The 24,178-nt window shown below is 38.4% G+C and carries 19 protein-coding genes; 7 read left to right on the forward strand and 12 right to left on the reverse strand.

Annotated elements, in window-relative coordinates:
- Positions 1-192: 192 nt before the first annotated feature.
- Complete coding sequence (locus GM920_RS22280; protein ID WP_182961614.1) at positions 193-384, reverse strand: hypothetical protein; 192 nt, start codon at positions 382-384, stop codon at positions 193-195.
- A gap of 254 nt (positions 385-638) precedes the next feature.
- The gene (locus GM920_RS22285; protein WP_182961615.1) at positions 639-1,214 is read right to left on the reverse strand and encodes an RNA polymerase sigma factor; all 576 of its coding nucleotides are present in this window, start codon (positions 1,212-1,214) and stop codon (positions 639-641) included.
- A 258-nt stretch (positions 1,215-1,472) separates the two neighbouring features.
- Between GM920_RS22285 and uvrA the strand changes: the two genes are divergently transcribed.
- Entirely contained in the window at positions 1,473-4,274 is a 2,802-nt protein-coding gene (uvrA, locus tag GM920_RS22290) for an excinuclease ABC subunit UvrA (RefSeq protein WP_182961616.1), read from the forward strand.
- A gap of 53 nt (positions 4,275-4,327) precedes the next feature.
- Entirely contained in the window at positions 4,328-4,909 is a 582-nt protein-coding gene (locus GM920_RS22295; RefSeq protein WP_235964612.1) for a lysine transporter LysE, read from the forward strand.
- Between the two features lie 53 nt (positions 4,910-4,962).
- Here the strand turns inward: GM920_RS22295 and GM920_RS23775 are convergent, their stop codons facing one another.
- From GM920_RS23775 to GM920_RS22340, 9 genes are all read right to left on the reverse strand, one after another.
- Entirely contained in the window at positions 4,963-6,201 is a 1,239-nt protein-coding gene (locus GM920_RS23775) for a DUF2157 domain-containing protein (protein WP_235964613.1), read from the reverse strand.
- Positions 6,202-6,484: 283 nt separating this feature from the next.
- Positions 6,485-8,710, reverse strand: a complete 2,226-nt coding sequence (locus GM920_RS22305) for a cation:proton antiporter (RefSeq protein WP_182961618.1) — start codon at positions 8,708-8,710, stop codon at positions 6,485-6,487.
- 59 nt (positions 8,711-8,769) lie between these two features.
- Positions 8,770-9,132 carry a hypothetical protein gene (locus GM920_RS22310; protein WP_182961619.1) on the reverse strand — a complete coding sequence of 121 codons (363 nt, stop codon included), beginning with the start codon at positions 9,130-9,132 and terminating at the stop codon, positions 8,770-8,772.
- A gap of 60 nt (positions 9,133-9,192) precedes the next feature.
- On the reverse strand, positions 9,193-10,128 hold the full coding sequence (locus GM920_RS22315; RefSeq protein WP_182961620.1) for a bifunctional riboflavin kinase/FAD synthetase: 936 nt from the start codon (positions 10,126-10,128) through the stop codon (positions 9,193-9,195).
- A gap of 41 nt (positions 10,129-10,169) precedes the next feature.
- Positions 10,170-11,036 carry a YitT family protein gene (locus GM920_RS22320; RefSeq protein ID WP_182961621.1) on the reverse strand — a complete coding sequence of 289 codons (867 nt, stop codon included), beginning with the start codon at positions 11,034-11,036 and terminating at the stop codon, positions 10,170-10,172.
- A 6-nt stretch (positions 11,037-11,042) separates the two neighbouring features.
- Positions 11,043-11,795, reverse strand: a complete 753-nt coding sequence (gene truB / locus GM920_RS22325) for a tRNA pseudouridine(55) synthase TruB (protein WP_182961622.1) — start codon at positions 11,793-11,795, stop codon at positions 11,043-11,045.
- 202 nt (positions 11,796-11,997) lie between these two features.
- Positions 11,998-12,792 (reverse strand): undecaprenyl-diphosphate phosphatase, encoded by a 795-nt coding sequence (locus tag GM920_RS22330; RefSeq protein WP_182961623.1) that lies wholly within the window; start codon positions 12,790-12,792, stop codon positions 11,998-12,000.
- A 9-nt stretch (positions 12,793-12,801) separates the two neighbouring features.
- Complete coding sequence (locus GM920_RS22335) at positions 12,802-13,026, reverse strand: DUF3098 domain-containing protein (RefSeq protein WP_182961624.1); 225 nt, start codon at positions 13,024-13,026, stop codon at positions 12,802-12,804.
- Positions 13,026-13,904, reverse strand: coding sequence for a cell division protein FtsX (locus GM920_RS22340; RefSeq protein WP_182961625.1), 879 nt, complete (start codon positions 13,902-13,904; stop codon positions 13,026-13,028). Before GM920_RS22340 ends, GM920_RS22335 begins: the two co-directional genes overlap by 1 nt.
- A gap of 336 nt (positions 13,905-14,240) precedes the next feature.
- On the opposite strand from GM920_RS22340, the gene GM920_RS22345 reads away from it, so the two are divergent.
- From GM920_RS22345 to GM920_RS22360, 4 genes are all read left to right on the forward strand, one after another.
- The gene (locus GM920_RS22345) at positions 14,241-14,657 is read left to right on the forward strand and encodes a hypothetical protein (protein ID WP_182961626.1); all 417 of its coding nucleotides are present in this window, start codon (positions 14,241-14,243) and stop codon (positions 14,655-14,657) included.
- Between the two features lie 196 nt (positions 14,658-14,853).
- Positions 14,854-16,125, forward strand: a complete 1,272-nt coding sequence (locus GM920_RS22350; protein WP_182961627.1) for a chloride channel protein — start codon at positions 14,854-14,856, stop codon at positions 16,123-16,125.
- Between the two features lie 94 nt (positions 16,126-16,219).
- Entirely contained in the window at positions 16,220-19,027 is a 2,808-nt protein-coding gene (gene leuS, locus GM920_RS22355; RefSeq protein ID WP_182961628.1) for a leucine--tRNA ligase, read from the forward strand.
- A 460-nt stretch (positions 19,028-19,487) separates the two neighbouring features.
- Complete coding sequence (locus GM920_RS22360) at positions 19,488-21,941, forward strand: outer membrane beta-barrel family protein (protein ID WP_235964614.1); 2,454 nt, start codon at positions 19,488-19,490, stop codon at positions 21,939-21,941.
- A gap of 99 nt (positions 21,942-22,040) precedes the next feature.
- On the opposite strand, the gene GM920_RS22365 is transcribed toward GM920_RS22360, so the two are convergent.
- Entirely contained in the window at positions 22,041-23,672 is a 1,632-nt protein-coding gene (locus tag GM920_RS22365; protein ID WP_182961629.1) for an ABC transporter substrate-binding protein, read from the reverse strand.
- 45 nt (positions 23,673-23,717) lie between these two features.
- Between GM920_RS22365 and GM920_RS22370 the strand changes: the two genes are divergently transcribed.
- Positions 23,718-24,173 (forward strand): substrate-binding domain-containing protein, encoded by a 456-nt coding sequence (locus GM920_RS22370; RefSeq protein WP_182961630.1) that lies wholly within the window; start codon positions 23,718-23,720, stop codon positions 24,171-24,173.
- Positions 24,174-24,178: the final 5 nt, after the last annotated feature.

The raw sequence follows: 24,178 nt of genomic DNA on the forward strand, positions 1-24,178 counted from the left end.
AAATAACTAGTTTAAGGGCAATCCAAGATATTATTAGAACATAAAAGATGAAGTGTAATAAAATAAACTTAAACACATAAAGTCAACCTAGGCTTGAGAAAAAACAGCTTCATAGTCAGGTAGGAATAGCAAATCCTTTTAAAAAGAAAAAGCTGCCAGTAGGTTATCTGGCAGCTTCAATTCGTTTTTAAATTACTTGGCTCTGGAGTAAGCTAAAATTTTCGCGATGGTTTCATCGGAAGGATTTTTGATTAAGCCATCCAGTTGGTGCCTGATTTGGTCATAAAACATCATGTCGAGTTCTATAACTGCATCTGCAGCAGGTTTTTCCTGCTTTTGCAAAGCGCAATTTGACTTGTTAAAAGAGGTAAAGGTTTCCATCATAAGCAACAATAAATGTTCGTTCACTAATAGAAACGTTATTGTTATACATTTATTTTAACCTAAACTACATTTTGTGTAACTAGTTTGTTGCATGTTTTACAAGCGCTAAGCCCTTAATTTTATATGACCATTATTGCCTGTTTAAAGGGCGAATTGTGTATTATCTAACCGATAACCAATCATTAAATCAAATTTATTAAATTCGAATAACTACGCTTTGTAAGCGTAGATTACGCTTCGCTTCATCAAAAAAATCAAGAAACCTCTTTCACTTTCATCATCTTTCTAAGATTGCTCAATGCATAACGCATTCTGCCTAAAGCAGTATTGATACTAACCTCAGTGAGGTCTGCAATTTCTTTAAAACTTAGATCAGCATAATGGCGCATGATGAGCACTTCTTTTTGATCATCTGGTAATAAATGGATCATTGCGCGAAGATCGTAATGAGTTTGTTCTCTCAACATTTTTTCTTCTGCACTCTCTTCATGAACCTGAAGTAAGTTAAATATATCTGTTCCATCGGCACTTGTAATAACCGGTGCTCGTTTTTCACGTCTAAAATAATCGATTACTAAGTTGTGTGCAATTCGCATTACCCAAGGTAAAAATTTACCTTCTTCATTGTATCGACCAGATCTGAGCGTATTGATCACTTTAATAAAAGCATCCTGAAAGATATCCTCCGCGAGGTACTGATCCTTTACTAAAAGATAGATGGAGGTGTATATTTTTGACTTGTGTCTTTTGAGAAGTTCTTCTAAAACCGATTCTTCACCGGTAAGATATGACTTCACCAAGTCCTGATCACTATATAATTCTAATTTCATAGGAGTATCCGTACTAATAAGTTCCCTGCTAATTGCTATAAAATACTTAGTAGATGTTTTAATCGATATATCTCTCCTGTTAGTTAGTGGTTTAGTTTGTTCGTTAGTTCCCCAAAAGAACCAATTTTTTATTAGAATCCAATAGAAAAACTGTTAAAAAAAAATAAAACTGGATCTGGGGTCTTATTTTTGCATGATCTCAAAAATGGCAATATTGCTTTTTTTGGGTTAACTTAGCACTATTCTATCCAGAAGTCAATGAATAACGAAATCGATAAAGATCCACATCAACATATAATCATAAAGGGTGCCAGAGTCCATAATTTGAAAAATATAGACGTTGCCATTCCTAAAAATAAATTGGTAGTCATCACCGGAATGTCTGGTTCAGGGAAATCATCCTTGGCTTTTGATACGCTATATGCCGAAGGTCAAAGGCGTTATGTAGAGAGTCTTTCTTCTTATGCTCGACAATTCATGGGGCGTATGAACAAGCCGGATGTGGATTATATTAAAGGAATTGCACCAGCAATTGCGATTGAGCAAAAAGTGATCACTTCAAATCCGAGGTCTACTGTAGGCACTTCTACTGAAATTTATGATTATTTGAAACTTCTATTTTCCAGAATAGGTAAAACATTTTCACCGGTATCCGGCGAAATCGTAAAAAAGGATACGGTTAGCACAGTGGTTGATTTTATTTCTGGTTTAGAGCAGGACAGTGCAGTAACTATTTTTTGCCCACTGTTTCCACACAACAACAGATCAATTAAAGAAGAATTGGCCGTATTACTACAAAAGGGTTTTCTAAGAATTTTCTATAAAGGGGAGGTTTTGAAAATTGAGGCCATACTTGAAGATACTTCATTTGAAGATTTTGAGCTTTCGGATGCGGAAACTGTAAGAATTTTGATTGACAGGATTGTCGTAAGCACTGAGGAGGAAACGTTGAGTCGAATCGCGGATTCTGTACAAACAGCTTTTTTCGAAGGAAAGGGTGACTTATATGTAGAGCATGATGGGAAATCGAATCATTTTTGTGATCGATTTGAGTTGGACGGTATACGCTTTGACGAGCCTACCCCAAATTTTTTCAGCTTCAATAATCCATATGGGGCTTGTAAAAGATGTGAAGGTTATGGAAATGTGATCGGAATTGATGAGGATCTAGTAATTCCTGATAAGAGTAAGAGTTTATATGATAATGCAATTGCGCCATGGCGTGGTGAAAAAATGCGGGAATGGTTAAATAAATTGATCAAAAACGCGGATAAATTTAGCTTCCCTATTCATCGCCCTTTTAATGAACTGACAGAAGAGCAGCAAAGATTAATCTGGACAGGAAATAAATATTTTGAGGGATTAGATGCTTTTTTTAAGGAACTTGAAGAACAGACATTTAAAATTCAATATCGGGTAATGCTGTCCAGGTATCGTGGGAAAACGGTATGTCCAGACTGCAAAGGTTCCAGATTACGTAAGGATGCAGCTTATGTGAAAATTAATGGCAAGTCTATTATTGACGTGGTATTGATGCCTTTGGAAACTATTCTAAATTTCTTCAATCATTTGGAACTGTCTTCTAATGATGCAAAGATTGCAAAAAGACTATTGGCAGAAATCGTTAACCGAGTATTGTTCCTAAACAATGTAGGTTTAGGCTATCTGACTTTAAACAGGTTGTCCAACACCCTATCTGGAGGGGAATCTCAAAGGATCAACCTTGCAACCTCTTTAGGAAGTAGTTTGGTAGGATCTATCTATGTTTTGGATGAGCCAAGTATTGGTTTACATCCAAGAGACACTAATAAACTAATTGAAGTGCTACTTTCTTTGAGAAATGTTGGTAATACTGTTTTGGTGGTAGAACATGAGGAAGAAATGATGAAGGCTGCTGATCATATTATAGATATTGGTCCGGAAGCGGGTACCCACGGAGGAAACTTGGTATTCAGTGGTACTTACAAAGAAATTATAAAAGATAAAAACAGTCTTACCGGACGATATTTATCCGGGGCAGAAAAGATCGCAATTCCTGGTAGAAGAAGGGCTTGGAAGGACCATATTCTGATTAAGGGTGCTCGAGAGAATAACCTGAAAAATATTGATGTAAAGTTTCCTTTAGGCGTTTTCACAGTGGTGAGTGGTGTTTCAGGAAGTGGAAAAACGAGTTTAATCAAAAAAATCCTTTATCCTGCGTTGCAAAAAGCCATTGGTAATTATGCAGGTGAGCAAACAGGTGCTTATGATGGGATCTATGGTGATTATGAATTGGTGAGTCAGGTGGAAATGGTAGATCAGAATCCTATTGGAAGATCATCTAGGTCTAACCCTGTGACCTATGTCAAGGCTTGGGATGACGTCCGTGCACTGTTTTCAGCCTTGCCTGCCTCAAAAGCTGCCGGATTAAAGCCTGCGGCATTCTCCTTTAACGTAGAAGGCGGTCGATGTGATGTTTGTCAGGGAGAGGGGGAAGTGAAAATTGAAATGCAATTCATGGCTGATATCTATCTTCCTTGCGAAGCCTGTGGAGGAAGAAGGTTTAAACAGCAGGTACTCGACATCACTTATAATGAGAAAAATGTATCGGATATTTTAGATATGACCATAGATGAGGCTGTCGAGTTCTTCAAAGGAGAGCCTAAAATCTTGACTAAATTGCAGCCATTGGTGGATGTTGGCTTGGGCTATGTCCATTTAGGACAATCGTCAAATACTTTATCAGGGGGAGAAGCGCAGCGTATCAAACTTGCTTCATTTTTGATCAAAGGAAACAATGCAAACAAGACATTATTCATCTTCGATGAGCCGACTACTGGTTTGCATTTTCATGACATCAAAAAACTACTGATCGCTTTAAATACATTGATCGAACAAGGAAACACAATTTTGGTTATCGAGCATAATATGGACATGATTAAATCGGCAGATTGGATCATAGACATTGGTCCGGAAGGTGGAGATAAAGGTGGTCATGTTGTTTTTGAAGGAACCCCAGAAGAGCTCGTTGCTGCTAAATCATCATATACTGCTAAGTATTTATCAGCACACATGAAATAATTGTATCTTCGCGAATGCTATTTTTAACACTCTTTTTAGGGATAATCTTGAACATGGTTGGATATATCCCTCCGGGAAATATCAACCTAACAGTAGTTCAAATCACGATTACTCGAGGAATCAGACAAGCACTTTATTTTATTGGGGCCTTCTCTGCGATAGAAATACTTTTCACTTTTGGTGTGATGAGATTTGTACAATGGCTTTCTAGTGAGATCCAGTTGGGGAGTATTATTGATGTACTCATGGTTTTTATGTTTGGGATTCTGGGTGTTATCACCTGGAGATCAAGGAAGGAAATGCCGAAGGCTGACTATTCAAAGAAAGACAGTATAAAGTATGGAATGCTGCTTGGTGTAGTTAATCCTATGCAAATTCCATATTGGTTATTTGTGGGCACTTATCTGATTTCTAAAGAATGGATTGATATTGGTTATCTTTCATTAACTGTTTTTAGTATAGGATCTGGTATTGGTGCTGCACTTGCTTTATACGGTTTTGCTCGTTTTGCACAGTACATACAAGAAAAGTTTACTTTAAGTAGTTATGTGGTGAACAAAGGTATTGCGCTGTTGTTTTTTGCATTGTCTGCTTATCATATTGTAAAGATCATTTATATCTACGGGTTCAAATAAGGTTTTCATTTGAACCCATTGCTGCCCTTTAAATGGAACATAGTTTAAAAAACTTATGGTTTTAAAAACTCCAGATTCCATATTCTTTCAGCTCTTCTTCCGATGATCCAGAAGGAGGCTGCAAGTACGCAAAAGAAAAGTGCTTTATGCCAGCTGTCCCAGAAGTACTCAAAATAACGGGTATATAGATTGATGAAAAGAAAAGTAATACCGAATTCCCTGGCGATATCATCTCTGTATTTTAAGCCCACAAAAATGCTGATCACGCAGGCTGAAGCAGAAACAATGGCCCAATAGAACAAGCTAATTTGCTTTACGCCATACCATTCGGCTAATGTTCCGAAATTTCCAAATACGGAAAGAAGCCATAGGGAGAAAAACAAATACATCATACCGATGATATAGGTGATCTGAAAAAAGTGTCCTAAACTTCTATTGGATGAAGTTTGCGTGGCGACATGATCCGTTGAATTTTCAGCGTGATTTACAGAACTTCTAAATTCTTTTGATTGAACCTCTCGTTGATTTGAGAGCCCAGGATCTGCCGCATTTGTTTCAGTGGAAATGGGTTGTTCGTCCTTAATTCCATGGGGTGTTTTTTTTCCTGAGAAAGAGAAGTTTTTGACCGAAGTGCTGGAGCCTTTCATTAGGAAAGAAGCTGCAGTTAATACGAAACCAAAGCACACGAAGCGCAATGGATAATTCATTCCTGCAAAGTACCAGTTTCCTCTGGATAGATAGCCACTTTCCGTTCCGAACCAGGCGCCAAGGGAGATCAACATAAATGCCCATATCAATCTTGATTGAAAAATATAAGCAAGAATGCCATAGACGATTACTGCGATTAGAAGGAGCAAGGAAAAGTGCGTCCCACCGGCATGAATAGCCTTTCCTAAATAAGCAATTGTATTGGCAGTAAGCATAACTGCGGTAAATACCAGTGCTTCATTGCTAAACACCTGATGCGACTTAGTCTTCTTTCTTTTGAAACTGAGAAAATAAAGATAACCGGCAGCAATTGCTGAAAGTAGACTGATGACACCGTCAGAAGTTTCATATAAGCTTTCTAGGTATTTGAGTATTTTATTGTCTACTAGTAATGCGCCCAGGGAGATTACACCACATGCCATAGCAATCCAAAATGAATATTGTGCTAACCTCCTCCAGTCGAATTGTTTCGTTTCATAACTATTGCGTAACCTTTCCACATCAGTAGGGCTGAGTAACTTTTTCTCTTGCCAATGTTCCAGCATCTCGTCTAAAAACTCACTTTTTTCAGAATCTATTTTCATTAAAATATATTAAGCTTTTAAAAAGTATATTGCTAAAGTAAGATTATAAATGATTTATCGTATAGTGATTTCGGTTTAATATGTTGTTTTATAACAAAGGCACCTTATTTTATTTAAGTTCGTAAAATTGCAACCGTTTTTTTTGCAAAACGGACATCATTATATTCTTAATAACATTACTACATAAAAATACCCCCAGAATTTTCTAATTTCTTGGGGGTATGGTATGCTAAAATTTTGGGAGTATTGTGACTCAGTATGCTGATTTTCTAAATATTCCTGTTTAACTAAATAGCTCCGGAACTTTCTTGCTATTACCCACAATCCATACAATATCTTCATTTTCAAAGACGAGATTAGAGTCCGGATTTAATATTCGCTCTCCTTTTCTTTCAACACCGACAACCAGACCTTGAGTTTTCTCTCTGATTCCGGAGCTTCGGATACTCTGCCCATATACAGGTGAACTGCTGTTGATTACCATCTTTTGAAGCGTCATGTCCTTTTTAGGGAAGTTAGATTCGTTCATTAATTCTTCCTTTTGTCCTTCAAATAGTGGCTTTATGGCAGCCAGCTGATCATCTGTACCAATCACCAATACCTTATCATTCGGATATAATCTCTCCTCTCTTCCTGGTGTAGGAATCATGATTTTTCCACGTTCAATCAGTGCGATATTGACGCCATATTTTTCTCTGATGGACAAGTCAATTAGTGTTTTGCCTACAAGTTCTGATTCCGGAGCGACCATTAATTCGGCAAGGTGGGTATCCCAAGGCAGGATTTCTGGTTGTTCATTCTGCTTTTCACGCGCATTCAGGTTCAATAAGAACCTACTTTCCATCTTATTATAGAAACCTTGTAGTTTTCTGGAGAAGATGAACATGCCCAGTATAATCAATGCAATGGCCACCACTACGGCGATCCAATTGCTGTAGAATTGATAAATCAGAAAGCCAACAAAGAACAAGGCTAAGGAAATCCTAAGCACTTCTAAAGCGACCAATGGGCCACGTGTGTATTTCTTATTTAACCATAAATGGGAGTACGCTTTTTTCTCTATTTTTCTAATGGCCAATGCCCATAAGAACGGCGTCATTATGACTAAGGTCAAGATCAAGCTGATGATAATTCCGTTGTGACCGTTAATGATGTTTTCTGTAATAAATGGTTGCAGATACTTTGAACCCAGGAAAACAATGGCGATCAGGATAACAGAGTGTATGATGGTATTGAAAGTATAAGATTTCAATAGTACCTTCCAATCACTCATGGTGGTAATACCAGCGGTACTTGAACTGTACCTATTGATTGCCTCCACCCATTTTTTAGGTAGCGTACGTTCCAGAAAATTGTAAAAAGGTTCAGATGCCTGAATTAAATAAGGGGTGGTAAAAGTGGTAATTGCGGATACTGCTACAGCAATAGGGTAAAGGAAATCGCTGGTTACTTTTAGTGTTAGGCCAAGTGTGGCGATAATAAAAGAAAACTCTCCGATTTGAGCCAAACTCAAGCCTGTCTGTACAGACGTTTTTAAAGGCTGACCAGAAAGTAATGCGCCCATACCAGAGCTCAGGAACTTTCCTAAAATCGTTGCTACAGTAATCACTAAGATTGGGACCGCATAATCGATCAGGATACTTGGATTGATCATCATCCCTACGGACACGAAAAATATCGCTGCAAAAAGATCTTTTACTGATTTCGTCAGATGTTCAATGCGTTCTGCTTGTGTTGTTTCTGCTAAGATGGACCCCATGATAAAAGCGCCAAGGGCAGGGGAGAATCCTACTTTAACAGCCAATAATACCATCAATAAACATAAGGCGATAGAAACAATCAGCATGGTCTCATCATTCATCAGTTTCTTTGTTGCTTTCAGGAAAGTCGGCACTAAGAAAATACCACCAATGAACCACAAAATCAGGAAGAAACTAAGCTTTAGAATAGAGATTAGCATATCTGCACCGGCAAACTGCTGGCTTACGGCAAGGGTAGACAGTAATACCAATAATAAAATGGCGACTAAATCTTCTACAATCAGTACGCCGAAAACCAGTCCGGCGAACTTCTTATGTTTTACACCAAGCTCTTCAAAAGCACGTATGATGATGGTAGTAGAAGAAACAGAAAGGATACCTCCAAGAAAGATACTGTCCATGGTAGACCAGCCCATGGCCATTCCGGCAGCAAAACCAATCAACAGCATAAAGACCACTTCTACGATCGCGGTAATGGAAGCAGAACCTCCAACCTTAACCAGCTTTTTGAAACTGAATTCCAGTCCTAAGCTAAAAAGTAAAAAGATGACCCCAATTTCTGCCCAGATGGTGATGCTGGCATTGTCGGTAACAGTAGGGATAAAGTTAATATGTGGGCCAACCAATAATCCGGCAAGGATATAACCCAATACCAATGGTTGTTTTATTTTTTTAAATAGAAGGGTAGTGATCGCAGCTGCGGCAAGTATTAAACCTAAGTCGGTGATTAATACGGGTAAATGTATCATATAAAATGTGTTTTTTTAAAGTTATGAAATAATATCGATCAGATTTCGATGATTTTAAACTACCAAAAAACATGTTTAGGATACAGAAAATTGAAAATATAGGAGTATCCAAAATTCTGAAATATATGATAAGTTCTGGTTACAACCAGAGGGATATATAAAGTTTTATCCGTTCCTTTTAGATAGAACCAAGGGTTTAGGGATTGCTTTTGTACCGGATGGTTAATAAAGGAAAGGTCTTCTCGAAACACCTTCTTTAAAGAAGTCCGGTCTTTAGACAGGGGATTAAAATAATGCTTTTTGGTGTTGAAATTGGATTTGCTTACATAGGGGCTCACCTGAGTTACACCTTTTCCTTGTGCGGTTTGCAAGGAAATTACCTGGCTGAAAAAGAAAAATATAGCAGATAATAAAAGCCTCATTGAGGTAAATATAGCAAAAAAAAGCCTTTTTACCCAGTAAAAAGGCTTTTAAAATGCAACTTACTTCGTTTTTTCGAAGTAAGCAAGTGTATCTAATTTATCTTGATGCAGCTGGATTTTAAGTGTTTCTAATCCAGTAAATTTTACATCATGACGTAAAAACTCCAGGAATGTCATTGTGATATATTGGCCATAAATTTCTTTATTGAAGTCAAAAATGTTCACTTCAATATTTCTGGTCATTCCATTGATTGTTGGACGTTGTCCGATATAAGCCATTCCTTTATAAGATTCGTTGCCCATATCAATCGTAACCGCATAAATACCATCCGAAGGGATCAGTTTATAGGTTTCTTCCAGGAAAATATTAGCGGTAGGGAAGCCAATCGTACGACCAATTTTGTCGCCTTTAATCACCCTGCCATGGATAGAAAAATTATAGCCCAGGTAGTTTGCTGCCAATGCTACTTCACCATTCAGTAATGCTTTCCTGATTTTTGTAGAACTCACTCCCACGTCATCTACATCCTGCTCTGCGATTTCTTCAATTTTATAATCGAATTGTTTCGCTAACATTTCCAGTTCTTGCATCCCACCTTTACGGTCTTTTCCAAAACGATGGTCATAACCTACAATCAGCTGTTTAATGCCTATCGTGTCCACTAAAATATTCTTAATGTAATCTGTAGGGCTAAGGTTGGAAAAGTCCCGGGTAAAAGGGGTAATGATCAAATGATCAACTCCTAATTCAGAAAGTATCTTTATTTTTTCATCGATCGTATTGATCAGTTTTAAATCCTGGTTCTCCGGATCAATGATCATTCTTGGATGAGGAAAAAAGGTCAGGATCACACTCTCTCCACCGGTAGATTTTGCGAGTTCACAAAGTCTTTTGATGATCTTCTGATGCCCGTAATGTACACCATCGAAAGTTCCTATGGTGGCAACCGCATTGTCTAGTTTTTTAAACTCAGAAAGATGGTGATATGTTTTCATCAGTTTGTTTTATGATTTTTATGGTCAGGAAAGCAATTCTATTAATGTAAGGACTGGCGTTTCAATACTACACCTCCTTTGATATCGGCAATTTGTTGCTGGACAACAAAAGCATCCGGATCAATGTTTCTGATTTCCGTTTGCAGTTTCCCCATTTCCAGTTTGGTCAGTACTGTATACAGAATGTCAATGTCTTTTTTTACCCCATAACCACCTTCACCTTTATAAATTGTTACACCACGTTTCATCGTTTCAATGATGTACTCTTTAATCTCCTCACTTTTATCAGAAATGATGGTTACGCCGGTATATTGCTCCAGTCCATTCACCACAAAGTCAATGGTATTTGTGGCGGATAGGTAAGTCAAAATTGCATACATCGCTGTTTCCATGCCCAGGAATATCGCAGCAAAAGAGAATATAATGATATTCAATACCAGGATGATATTTCCTACAGTGAGCATGCTATTTCTGCTAATGTATAAAGCCAAAACCTCTGTTCCATCAATTACACAACCACCACGCATCGCCATACCAATTCCGCCACCTAGAAAGAAGCCACCAAAAAATGCGATGAGCAAAGGAACGTGAGTAACGGGTTTAAATGGGAGTACCACCAGGAAAATCGCCAATGCGATAATAGCCAATGCAGTTTTAAAAGCAAATGCTTTTCCAATTTGCTTGTAACCGAGTAGGATAAAAGGAACATTGATCAGTACAATGAGGTAGGAGAGTTTCCAGCCGGTCAGGGTACTGATCAAAAGAGAAATACCTGTGACTCCACCATCAATAAAATCGTTGGGAATCAAAAAGCTTTTTAAGCCAAAACAGGCAGAAACAACGCCACAAGTAATCAATAAGAAGTCCTTTAAGGACCTTGCATTCTTACTTTTAAGGTGGCTTTGCATAACAAATTAGATTTGTGGCGCTGTTGAAGGCGCCGGTAATTCTTTTTTACTACGTAGGTGAGCCACTAAATCGGCCACTTCATAAGCGTTTTCTAATAAGAAATTTCCACTACGAGTACGTGTTAATACAGATAGATAAGCTCCATTGTTTAAATGTTTTCCAAAATCGGAGATTAGCGACCTGATATAGGTTCCTTTACTACAAACAATCCTAAAATCAACTTCCGGAAGTGCAATACGTGTGATTTCAAATGTTGAAACCGTCACAAACCGCAAACGAAGCTCCGTTTCTTCTCCACGACGAGCCTTAACATATAAACGTTCACCATTTACTTTCACTGCAGAGTGTGCCGGTGGGTATTGCTGGATATCGCCTGTAAATGGGGCTGTTGCCGCATAAATTGCCTCCTCAGTTAAACCCTCCAAAGGGTACTCCTGATCTACAACAGTTTCCATGTCGAAAGAAGGAGTAGAAGCACCCAAGACCATGGTCCCAGTGTACTCTTTTTCTTCCGCCTGAAATGTATCAATTTGCTTGGTTAACTTTCCTGTACACAGAATCAGTAATCCGGTAGCCAAAGGATCTAGTGTACCGGCATGACCCACCTTAACTTTTAAAGGTTTTAGCGAGTTCCTGATTTTTCCAACTACATCAAAGCTGGTCCATTGATAAGGCTTATTGATGAGTAATAATTCACCCTCAGCAAAATTAAAGTCTGGAAAGGTCTTCGTATTTAAGTTATTTTCACTCTCTGTCATTGCAATACACGCTATATTTAATACGTTTTCTTGATAATATTTTGTCAGTTCGAGGGGGCAATTCCTAATGGTTGGGATACCTCATAAACAGTATTACTTCTGTTTATGAAAGCCCCATTAAATTGGAAAAAATCCCCAATCAATCTGTTTTTTGTAATTAAAGTAGAACCGTCAGGTTCCCTGAAATTACGATCAATTATAATTAAAGTACGGTTAAGTCAATTCCCGAGAAGTAAAGCGCGAGAATAACCACTCCAATAACTATTCTGTAATATCCAAAAACACGGAACCCGTGTTTAGATAAAAACCCAATGAATGATTTAATGGCAATGATCGCTACAATAAAAGCAATCAGGTTTCCAAAAAGTAACAGCTTAATATTTTCTCCATTTAACAGGTGGGCGCCTTTTAAAAGCTTATAACCTGTTGCAGCACACATCGTAGGAACGGCTAAAAAGAAAGAGAATTCTGCGGCAGCATGTCTGGTTAGTTTTTGCTGCATTCCGCCAATAATGGTGGCTGCACTTCTACTTAATCCTGGAAATACGACTGCCAATACCTGGAAACAACCAATTTTAAAGGCAGACATATTCGTAATGTCCGCTTCATGATCGATCTTAGGGTTTTTGAACATCTTATCAATAAATAGCAGTACAATACCACCTAATAATAAAATTACGGCGATAAAAATCGGACTTCCTAATTTATCATCAATAAAATCATTTAATAAATATCCGAATCCCAACGCAGGAATCACTGCAATTAGCAATTTTGCATAAAACTGCCATTTACTGAAATCAAAAAACTTTTTCCAATACAACACAACAACGGCAAGTATCGCTCCCAGTTGAATGGCAATTTCAAATAATTTAACAAATTCATCGGATCCTATTCCCATGACTGCACTTGCAATCACCATATGTCCGGTAGAAGAAACTGGCAAAAACTCCGTTAACCCCTCTATAATAGCGAGGATAAAAGCCTGTAAATAGTTCATGTAGGCGGGTTATTTTTTAAGAATGGCATAAACCCCAAAAGCAAAACCAAATAACACAGTCATCGGTGCCAATGTGGTTTTTCTGAAGTCATAAATATCAGTAGTACCCATCATTAAGATAAAGCCCAATACTACAATTGCAATGCTAATCAGTAACAATTGGTAGTTCTTTTTTGTAAAAACAAGTTCAGATTTGCTTTCCTGATTTACAGGCGCTGGTTTTTTTTCGGTCATTAGTTATAAAGGTCGTGAATTTTTAAACGTAAATATTTGCTCACTGCAAAAGCAGTACTGATCGCCGTAATAAAGATACCAATACCAACAAGGCTTAGCAATACAATACCAAATTCTGTATAATTTCTCAGAATGATGATCTCAGGAATTTCTCTTTGCGCATAATATAAAATGCCCAATAAGATTAGAATCGCGATAAATGCAGCGATTAGGCCATGTAATGCAGCTAACAAAATGAAAGGCTTGCGGATAAAATTTCTGGTTGCGCCTACTAACTGCATACTTTTGATTAAAAAGCGTTGAGAATAAATAGCCAAACGAATGGTATTATTAATCAGTGCAATAGAAATTACCAATAGGATCACTGCAAAAGCAAGGATAATCAAACCAATGGTGTTGATGTTTTTATTGACCATGTCAATTAAAGAACTCTGATAAATTACCTCTTTAACCACAGGGTTTTTTGCAATACTTGCTTTTAACTCATCAATGCTCTTATTGTTGGCATAGTCAGCCTTCAAATAAACATCTACAGTAGAAAGCAATGGGTTATACCCTAAAAAGTTCACGAAATCTTCGCCCAGATCTGTAGTCAGATTTTTGGCTGCCATCTCTTTATTTACATATTGCGTGTTTTTAATCGCTGGATTAGCATTCAACTCCTTTTGGAAAGTTAAAACGTCTGCTTCCTTAGCACCTTCGTCCACAATGATGTTCAATACGATATTTTCTTTAACGTAGTTGGAAAGATTTTTTGCATGTACTAAAATCAAACCCAACATGCCTAGCATCAACAGGACTAAAGCTATACTGAAAATCGTAGAAATATAAATGGTTTTTGTCTTCTTAGAAGCATCGCTAACTTCAAATTCTTCCATGTATGTGTTTTTATGTTGTGCGAAAATAAAAAAATATAAGCAACTAATTTAAAATTATAGCCTTTATCCCTTTTTAATCTTTAAAACTACAACGCCTGATCTGCCAAAATAGTTTAGATCTTTAGGTTTTGCCCTCCAATTTTAGCTTGAAAATCTAGACTATATACATTCTTGTGTAACATTTTTGTACCAAAAGCGCGTTTTTAGCGTTCTTTTCCTGTTGGCCGGAAGGTCGAAGATCGAAATCTTGTCATCATACCAATTCGGATTAACCGTAAAAATTTATAAATCAAACCATTCAATTGCTAAATCAATTGAAAAATAACAATTCAACCTATGAAAAAACAACTAACTTTTGCTACAATGCTGCTATTTATCATTGCTGGAATTACGACCGGATGTAAAAAAGAAAGCGGAGAATCCAGAACATTAAAAAAGAAAATCGAAGGAAAATGGTTGGTGAGTAAAATCGAATCGAAAGTAGAGGGTGGAGAAACCAAAGTCTACACCGGTCTGGCAGCTGATTTTATAGAATTTCGTAATGACGAAAATGACCAGCTTGATGTAAATATCAATGGAAAACGTAACCTCGGTTCTTACGCTGTTTTGGCAACTGATGGCCTTGAAATTTCAATACCCGGTGAACAACTAAGTTGTAATGTGACCACTGTTAATGACAGTACCCTGGAGTTTAGTGCAACCGTGGAACTGAGTAAACCTCAAGAAACCAGAAAATATTACCTACACAGATAATTCTCAAATGAGGCCAATTTTCCCTTCATAAAATCATTATGCTGGAGTAAATCATGATACCAGATTAAAATCCATTTTTTGGTAAAAGACAATAACATCCCTATTAGCTACCCTTTTGTTTTCAAAAACAATATGGGTAGCTTTTTTTATATTTGCCTTAAGCCAGATCGCTTTTGAAAATCCTCCGGCTATTATAATGACGGAAAACAGTACCAATTTTTTAAATTCTTTAGCCCGATTTCTTAACCAGGACACCATACTCCGCTATTTATTAAAATGGACGATACTCAGCATGTTGGTTGGAATTGCTGCGGGAACGCTCTCCGCTTTATTTTTAACACTTTTAAATTTAGCAACCGATTTCCGAACCGTTCATCCTCAAATTATTTACTTGTTACCATTAGCCGGATTTTTTATCGGCCTGCTCTACTATCATAAAGGAAAAACAGTAGAAAGAGGCAATAACCTGATCTTTGATACCATTCATAATCCAAAAGATGTTATCCCATTTAAAATGACCCCCTTGGTATTGTTTGGAACGATTATCACCCATTTATTTGGTGGCTCTGCCGGAAGAGAGGGCACCGCTTTACAAATGGCTGCCGCTACTGCCGACCAATTACACAAACCTTTTCAACTCCATAGTGCAGACCGTAAAATTCTGCTAATTGCAGGATTAAGTGCCGGATTTGCTGCTGTTTTTGGTACGCCTTGGGCAGGTGCGTTTTTTGGAATTGAGGTATTGCTGTTGGGTAATATCCCTCAGAAATCTATATTTCCGGCAATTGCATCCGCTTTTATTGGGGCGTACATGACGGAACTCTGGGGAGTAGGACATACCCACTACCACATCGATCTTGTCCCGGAAATTTCAATGATGGGTGTTATTTATAGCATTTTAGCGGGATTGGCCTTCAGTATTGCCGCTATCTCCTTTGTCAGGATAACAGATTTGTTTGCTGTTGTTTTCAAAAGATTGAAATATGCGCCCGTTCGTCCTGTTGTTGGAGGATTGGTCGTACTAGGAATTGTGTTGCTTTTAGGTACCTATAAGTACATTGGATTAGGAATTCCTGTCATTGTTGATGCTTTTCATCAGCCCTCGCAACTACAGGATTTTGCTTTTAAAATTCTGCTGACCGCCATCACCCTTGCCGCCGGATTTAAAGGTGGAGAAGTCACTCCCTTGTTTTTTATCGGCGCAACACTTGGTAGCGCACTCTCTATTTTTCTTCCTTTACCAGTAGGATTACTCGCCGGAATGGGCTTCGTAGCTGTTTTTGCCGGAGCAGCAAAAACGCCAATCGCCTGTTGCATCATGGCTTTCGAATTGTTCGGTATTTCCTGTGGATGGTATGTCGCTATTGCTTGCACGGTTGCTTTTCTCGCCTCCGGACACCACAGTATATACAATGCGCCAGAGAATAAATCGCCAAAACATTTGCTTTTCGGCAGACTTGGGATTTAGCCCATTTTAGCCCATTCCACCAGCTATTTTAGAAAGCGTTTCTAATCCAACCTTTATTTCCTTATTTTCGCGATATATATAAGGCATAGCTGTAATGGATTATCAATTTAAAGAAATAGAACAAAAGTGGCAAGAGTTTTGGGCTCAAAATCAAACGTTTAAAGCAGAAGATCATTCTGCAAAACCTAAATTTTATGTACTCGACATGTTTCCTTACCCTTCAGGAGCAGGTTTACATGTTGGTCACCCACTCGGTTATATTGCTTCCGATATATTTACCAGATACAAAAGGTTAAAAGGATACAATGTATTGCATCCGATGGGATACGACTCCTTCGGTTTGCCTGCAGAACAATATGCCATTCAAACTGGTCAACATCCGGCATTAACAACGGAAGTAAACATCAATACTTACAGAAGACAATTAGATCAAATCGGTTTCTCTTTTGATTGGAGTAAAGAAGTGCGTACCAGTGATCCTGAATATTATAAATGGACACAGTGGATCTTTATGCAATTGTTTAATTCCTGGTACAACAAGGAAACTGACCGCGCAGAGGACATTACCAGTTTAATTGAGAAATTTAATGTTTCCGGAAGCGCTGATGTAAAAGCAGTTTGTGATGAAGATACTAAGTCTTTCCTGCCTAGCGACTGGGCCACAATGTCCCCGGAAGAAAAACAGAGAGAATTGTTAAAATATCGCTTAACCTATCTTAGAGAAAGTACAGTGAACTGGTGCCCGGCATTGGGAACAGTATTGGCTAATGATGAGGTGATCGGTGGTTACTCAGAACGTGGTGGCCATCCGGTAGAGCAAAAGAAAATGATGCAGTGGAGCATGCGTATTTCTGCCTATGCAGAGCGATTGCTACAAGGCTTAAATACAATTGACTGGCCAGAACCGGTGAAAGAAATGCAGCGCAACTGGATTGGTAAAAGCGTGGGCGCAAGCGTTCGCTTTAAAATCGAAGACGCCGCGGAAATTTCTGGATTAACAGAAGATTTTATCGAAGTATTCACCACTCGTGTAGATACTATTTTTGGTGTTTCGTATCTGGTTTTAGCACCAGAGCATGAATTGGTCATTGCTTTAACGAAACCAGCGCAGTTGGATGGCGTTAATAACTACATCGCCCAAACTAAGAAAAAATCGGAATTGGATCGTATGTCTGATGTAAAAACCGTTTCCGGTGCTTTTACAGGTTCATATGTGATCAATCCGGTAAGCGGCGAACGTGTACAATTGTGGATTGCAGATTACGTATTGGCAGGATATGGAACAGGTGCGGTAATGGGTGTGCCAAGCGGTGATCAGCGCGATTGGTTATTTGCAACCAATTTCAATTTGCCAATTGTACAAATTCTGGATAGTCAGAAAGATATCGAAACTCAAGCTGATTCAACCAAAGAAGGTAAGTACATCAACTCAGGTTTCATCAATGGAATGACTTATGCCGAAGCTACCGAAACCTTAAATAACTGGTTGGAAGCGGAAGGAGTTGGAAAAGCAAAAATTAACTACCGCATGCGTGATGCGATCTTTGGTCGTCAGCGCTATTGGGGTGAGCCAATTCCAGTATATTTCAAAGATGGCTTGCCATACCTGATCAAGGAGGAAGAATTACCTTTATTGCTTCCGGAAATCGACAAATATTTGCCAACAGAAAGTGGTGAACCTCCTCTGGGAAGAGCCGAAAACTGGAGCTATGAGCATCAGTATGAATATGAATTGAGTACCATGCCAGGATGGGCGGGTTCCAGCTGGTACTGGTACCGTTACATGGACGCTAAAAATAAATCTGCTTTTGCTTCTGAACAGGCAATTGAATATTGGCAAGATGTGGATTTGTACATCGGAGGTTCAGAACATGCAACCGGACACCTATTGTACAGTCGCTTCTGGAATAAATTCCTGAAAGACCTTGGACATGTGAAAGTGGAAGAGCCTTTCAAAAAGCTGATCAACCAGGGGATGATCCAGGGAAGATCTAACTTCGTTTACCGTGTGGTTGATGAAGAGGGTAAAGGAACAAATACTTTAGTTTCTTACGGACTGAGGAAAGATTATAAAACTACGCCGCTTCATGTTGATGTAAATATAGTAGAGAATGAAATCTTAAATATTACTCAATTTAAAGTGTTCAGACCTGAATTTGCCGATGCAGAATTTATCCTTGAAAATGGAAAATATATCTGTGGAGTAGAGGTAGAAAAAATGTCTAAATCTAAATTCAATGTCGTAAATCCTGATGTATTGATCGCCAGTTATGGTGCCGATACCTTAAGAATGTACGAAATGTTCTTAGGTCCATTGGAGCAAAGCAAACCATGGAATACCAATGGAATTGAAGGCGTGTTTAAATTCCTACGCAAATTTTGGCGTTTATTCCATAATGATGCATGGGTATTCAATGTGAGTGATTCTGTGCCTTCAAAAGCAGAATTAAAAGCATTGCATAAAATCATTAAAAAGGTACAGGATGATGTGGAACGTTTTTCTTTCAATACTTCTGTTTCCAGTTTTATGATTGCAGTTAATGAACTGACTGAATTGAAATGTAAAAACCGTCAGGTTTTGGAAGATTTAGTAGTGGTGCTTTCTCCTTATGCGCCACATATCTGTGAAGAGCTTTGGGCAAGTCTGGGTAATGATGCAGGAAGTTTATCTTATGCGAAATATCCGGAATTCAATCCAGCATTTATGGTAGAAGATGAGTTCTCTTATCCGGTCTCTGTTAACGGTAAAACACGCTTGAACCTTAATTTAAGCCTGACACTGGAAGCTAAAGAGATTGAAGAAATCGTATTGGCAGATGAGCAGGTACAAAAATACCTGGAAGGTAAAACGCCTAAAAAAGTGATTATTGTGAAAGGTCGCATTGTAAATATCGTGATCTAATCAGAAATAAATATTTTGATTTTAAGCCCTGGACTTTTGTTCGGGGCTTTTTTGTACATATGGATTTGTGGAATGTTTGAAAAATAATTAAGGAATAATTATAATGGAATTGATGAAACAAGGAGGTTTAGTACTGATTTGGTTTGATGGGAGTCATGACTAGCTTTGCGGGGGCTTTACTCCGCCTTTACTTAACCTAGAAGCCTGTCTTGGCCCTAGCAAAGCCCTAGCAGTGCCCCGGTAGAGCTTGAGTAAATTGAAACTGTATTATGCTTGCAATCTATTCTTCAAGCCTACCTTTTACCGGTAAATAAACGCAGTTCACCGTAAAATAATTGCTAGAAGGCTAAAATCTATGGACATGAATTGTAACAATATATACCTTCGTTAGACTAATTGAAAAACAGGAAAGCGATCCGCTGGCTTGCACAACTATTCTATTAAAAAATTAAAAACTAAAATGAAAAAAATTATACTCTTATTTTTTGGTCTGGTCCTGACGATTGGGGCTAATGCACAGTTTCCAATGGCTGGTGGGACTACAAAAAAAATGGTCACCGGGAGGATATCCGCTGTTATCCTGGATTCGGTCACTAAAAAACCTATTGATTATGCTACCGTTTCCCTGATAAAAAATAAAGATAATAAATCTGTAAATGGAGCAGTAACTGATGAACGTGGAAAACTGAGCCTTTCAAATATCAATCCTGATGAATATAAGCTGTCTATCGGATTCATGGGCTACAAAACAAAAATTATGGTGGTGAAAACCACACCGGAAAGACCTGATTTAAATGTGGGGACGATTTACCTGAGCCCAACTGCAAGTAACCTGAAGGAAGTGGAAATTAGCGGTGTAGCGCCATTAATAGAAAACAAAGTTGATAAAATCGTTTACAATGCAGAGCAAGACATTACCAATGCGGGTGGTGATGCAACAGATGTGATGCGTAAAGTTCCGATGTTATCGGTTGATGTAAATGGAAATCTTCAAATGAGAGGAAGTGCAGTAAGGGTATTGATCAATGGAAAGCCGTCTGGAACGATGGCCAACAGCGTGGCTGATGCCTTAAAAATGATTCCTGCAGAGCAGATCAAAAGTGTGGAAGTAATCACCAGTCCCTCGGCAAAATATGATGCGGAAGGTTCTGGAGGTATTGTCAATATCATCACTAAGAAAAAAACTGCTGAAGGAACCAGTGGAAGTGTGAACGCCTCAGTAGGTACGCGTTCCAATAATGGCGCTTTCAACCTGAATGCTAAAACCGGACGATTGTCTCTTACCACTAGCCTGGGTGTAAATCAAGCCTATCCTCAGAATTCATTGGTGCGCTCCATGAATAGTTTAGTTGCTGCGGATGGCAGTTTGAGTACGGTATCGCAGGATGGTTACTCAAAATGGTCACGCGTAGGCTATAATGGTAGCGCAGGCTTGGACTATGATTTCAATAATTACCATAACATCAGTACGAATGTGAAAATAAATCGCTTCTCTAATGGTGGCCCGGGAAGTTCTAATGTGTTAACCAATGGTTTCCCTTCAGTAAACACAAGAGATATGGATATGGGGTTCAATAATATGGATTGGAATATCGATTATAGGAAAACAAGTAAAAGAGAAGGAGAGGAGTTCAGTGTCTCTGCACAGTTGACCACTGGAAGAAATACAAGCGATTTCAGTAATAGGACAGTATTTTCAGAAATGTATTTCCCACCTGGAGGAGGTCCGGGTGTAATGCTTCCAGATGTGATAATCGATGGTTCGAATACCGGAAAAAATAATGAATACACTTTGCAATCGGATTATGTTTATCCAATCAATAAAACGACAACTTTAGAAACCGGAATAAAAGGGATCTCAAGAAAAATCCTTAGTGCTTATGGAGAAAGCCTTCAGGATTTTGATTACGATCAGAAGGTAGGAGCTGCTTATGGGGTATTAGGCTTCAAATTGGGTAAGAATGTCACTGCCAAAGCAGGAGTAAGAGCGGAGTATACCGATATCAATGCAATATCTGGTCATAAGGATAAATTCGGTCATGATTATTTTAACGTGTTTCCTAGTGCAGTCATATCCCAAGCCTTAAAAGGAGGAAGCAGTGTTAAACTGAGTTATAACAAAAGAATTTCACGTCCGAGTTTATTCTATTTGAATCCTTTTGAAAACAAAAGTGACCAATACAATGTGATGCGCGGTAACCCGGAATTAGATCCGGAAATCACCCAAAATATGGAAATGGGTTATTCTACTTACATCAAAGGATCTGTGATCAATGCCTCTATCTTTTATCGCACCACGAAGAATGTAATTGAAAGTGCCATCTTGCCAATCCCCGGTACGGAAGCAGAAGGACAACGCTTTTTAACTACTTATCTAAACATTGGTAGAAGTCAATCTTATGGAATGAACGTATTTGCGAGTTATAATCCTAAGCCAAAATGGACTTTAATGACGAATGTTGGACTGAATACATATGAAGTGAACAATCCTGCTACTAACATCAATACAGGTACCTTTTTAAACTATACCGTTTTTGGACGTTCTGCTTATGCTTTGCCTGGCGGATGGAATACCGAAATTTGGGGGGTAGTCAATTCTCCAAAAAGAACATTCCAGGGTAAAACAGATGCCATGTATTTCTACGGTGGAGCGGTTAAAAAGGAGATCATGAAGAAAAAAGCAAGTGTCGGACTGAATGTCTTGAATCCTTTTAGTCGTGATTTAATAATCAATACTGTAAATAAAGGAAGTAATTATGAGCAAAAAAATAATATCCATTATCCACTGCGTTCATTTGGCGTTAATTTCAGCTATAACTTTGGTAAGTTGAAATTTACTCAACCTAAAAAAGGTGTGAAAAATGACGACGTGAAGAAAGAAGATCAAGGTGGAATGGGAGGCGTTCAGAACTAAACGTTAGTATAAAAAACAAATTGTATACGGAATAACAAGCTTTCCGAATATTTATTTATAACAATAAAAAGACCTTTTCCCATTCAGGAAAAGGTCTTTTTATTGCTTTTTAACGTGCTTTAAAATCATCAGATTTAGTGGGTTCAGGGGGTAGCCGCTAATGTTGTTCTGCAGCATGATCACTGACTGATCATAATATATCGGTACGATGTTGGCATAAGTCATCACCATACTGTCCATCTTTTGATAGAGCTTATACCTTTTTTGTGGATCCTTTTCGTAATAACTGCTTTCAAATAAGCGGTCATAAGTTTTATTATAATAGCCTGTGTAATTTGGTCCGTTAGGTACTTTGTTTTTGGAATAAAATACCGCCAGGTAATTTTCAGCATCGCCATAATCAGCAATCCAGGAACCTCGGAAAAAGTTAACCGCATTTTTAGACATCATATCCCTTAAACTGGCATTTGGACTCGCATCAATTTTTACTTTAATGCCAATTGCATTGAGCTCCCCCTGTATAAACTCCATCAGATCTTTGTAAGTGGTAGAAGTGCTCAGCGTAATTTGAGGCATGCCTTTTCCATTAGGAAAGCCCGTCTCAGCCAAAAGTCTGGCAGCTTTATCAGGGTCATAATGGTAACCTTTCACCACTGTACTGTCGAAACCAGGCATCCCCTCCGGTACAAATCCCGCCGTTGCAGGAATGCCAATGCTATTTCTCAGGTATTTGATCAGCTTTGGTTTGTCGATCGCGTAATTGATCGCCTGTCGCACTTTTAAATATTTTACCGGCGAGTTTTTAGCGATGATTTTTGAGGTGTCTACTAAAAAACCTAAATACTCCGTGCAGAGGTAGGGACTTTTAATCAACTGAAAATCCCCTTTGTATTTGTTGGTCATTTTTCCGCTCTTGGTCAGGATATCATCGCGATAACTTCCATCTACCTTGTCAAAAAAATCAAGGTCTTTCTTGAGGAAGTTCATGAATGCGCTTTGTTTATCACTGATGAAAGTAACTTTTACTGCATCCAGATAGGGTAATTGCTGGCCATTTTCCTTTTCCCAATATTTTTCATTTTTCAGGAATACTAAAACTTCATCTTCCTTCCAGTACTTAAATTTAAAAGGTCCGGTTCCTATCGGGTGACTACGGAAGTCTTTGCCATAATGTTCTACCACTTCTTTCGGAACTACTGAGGCATATTGTACGGTGAGTAAACTGAGAAATGGAGGGAAAGGTTTGTTCAGTTTAATTTGAAAAGTAGAGTCGTTGACTGCGATGAAATTATGCTGATCTTTGACTTTATCACTGAAAATCCAGCTCCCTGAAGAAGCTACTTTTGGATCAATTAACCGATAAAAGCTGAAGACAAAATCATTAGCCACTACTTTTCTCCCTTTTCCAGATGGAAATATAGGGTCGTCATGAAAGTAAACATCGTTTCTTAAATGAAATACATAGTCTAATCCGTCTTCAGATATTTCCCAGCTTTTCGCAATGCAGGGTAAGGTATTCAGGTTGCTGTCGATCTGCACCAAGCCATTGAAAACCTGGTTGACCATCCAAAGTGCGTTTTGATTGCGCGCAAAGGCCGGATCCAGGGAGGTTAGGTTCTGATCCAGGTTCATGTGGAAGACTTTCTTTTCCTGATCATCAGCCTTTCTGCCACAGGCTGCAAAGATAAAGAACAATAATCCGTAAAAAATATGGGCGATAATACGACGCATCGGTGTAGGAATACTAATTTTGCACAAAGTAATAAATAAATCAATATGTCTTTTTTAAATGCGGTTATAAATAAGGTGGAAGATGAAGCGTTAATTGAAATGCTTCAGGAGCGTGTGGATCTTGTCCAACATAAAATAAAATTTATGGAGAAGGTCGCAGTGGCCTGTCTGGATACCGAAAATCATTTAAACTGTGAGTTGGAAGGCGTAATTAATGATGCTGGTGGTGTTTTGCAAGCAGACCTCAACCAAGCCAGGGTAATTATTTATGTTGAAAAGGATACGAGTATGCTGGAAATGATGGGTGTTGTCCCTTCATTGCTTCAGAAAGAATGGCCTGCTGTAGAATACAACAGGGTTTATTTATTAGATGATCAGGCTGCGGCAGCTCAAAGTCCGGAAGAATTGGTGAGTTTACTGGAAGATATTGCAGAAATGCTTTATCCAGGGTACTTCGTATTCGGAAATGAAGGGAAAAGCTGGAGCAGTTTCGGCGTATAAGCCCC

The sequence above is a fragment of the Pedobacter gandavensis genome (genome assembly GCF_014172405.1).
GTDB classification, from domain to species: Bacteria; Bacteroidota; Bacteroidia; order Sphingobacteriales; family Sphingobacteriaceae; genus Pedobacter; species Pedobacter gandavensis.